We start from the raw sequence: 889 nt of genomic DNA, 5'->3' as shown, positions 1-889 counted from the left end.
GATCTGGTGCGCGCGGCGGGGATGACGGGCATTTCCTCGTCCCAGGTGTCTCGGCTGTGCCAGAGCATCGATGAGCGTGTCTCGGCGTTCCTGTCTCGCCCGATTGAGGGACGCTGGCCGTATCTGTGGCTGGATGCCACCTACGTGAAGGCGCGTGACGGCGGCCGGGTGGTCTCCAAGGCCTGTGTGTTGGCAGTGGCGGTGAACACCGAAGGCCGGCGCGAGGTGCTGGGCCTGGCGGTCGGCCCGGCGGAGACCGAGGCGTTCTGGAAGCAGTTCCTGCGCGATCTCATCGGCCGGGGGATGGCGGGCGTGCAGTTGGTCATCTCTGACGCCCATGCGGGGTTGAAGAAGGCCGTGGCGCAGGTGCTCGGGGCGAGCTGGCAGCGCTGCCGGGTGCACTTCATGCGCGATGTGCTCGCCCATGTGCACAAGCGCCACCAGTCGATGGTGGCGGCGGCCATTCGCACCGCCTTCGCCCAGCAGAACGGCGCCGAGGCGCGCGCTCAGTGGCGCGAAACGGCGGAGTCGCTGCGCTCTCGCTTCCCGAAGGTGGCGGCGATGATGGATGCCGCCGAAGACGAGGTGCTCGCCCACACCGCCTTCCCGGCGGCGCACTGGTCGAAGATCGCCTCCACCAACCCACTCGAGCGGGTGAACAAGGAGATCAAGCGCCGCAGCGATGTAGTGGGCATCTTCCCCAACGAGGCGGCGATCACGCGCCTGGTTGGCGCCGTGGTCCTGGAGCAATCCGAGGAATGGCAGGTCGGGCGCTGCTACATAGCCAAGCACAGCCTCGCCGAGCTGCACGACGAGGACAACGACGAGCCCAAGCAGATCGACAACGCAGCCTGAAGTCCCTGACTCGGAGGCCGCGGTGACTCAGAGC

The 889-nt window shown here is 67.6% G+C and carries 1 protein-coding gene; it reads left to right on the top strand.

The annotated features are described in order from the left end of the window. Positions 1-855 (top strand): IS256 family transposase (locus tag G7A99_RS21750; RefSeq protein WP_163144027.1); only part of this gene is annotated, 855 nt, incomplete at its 5' end. Between the last annotated feature and the right edge of the window lie 34 nt (positions 856-889).

This window comes from Arhodomonas sp. KWT, assembly GCF_010993615.1.
This window is presented reverse-complemented; position numbering and strand designations above follow the sequence as displayed.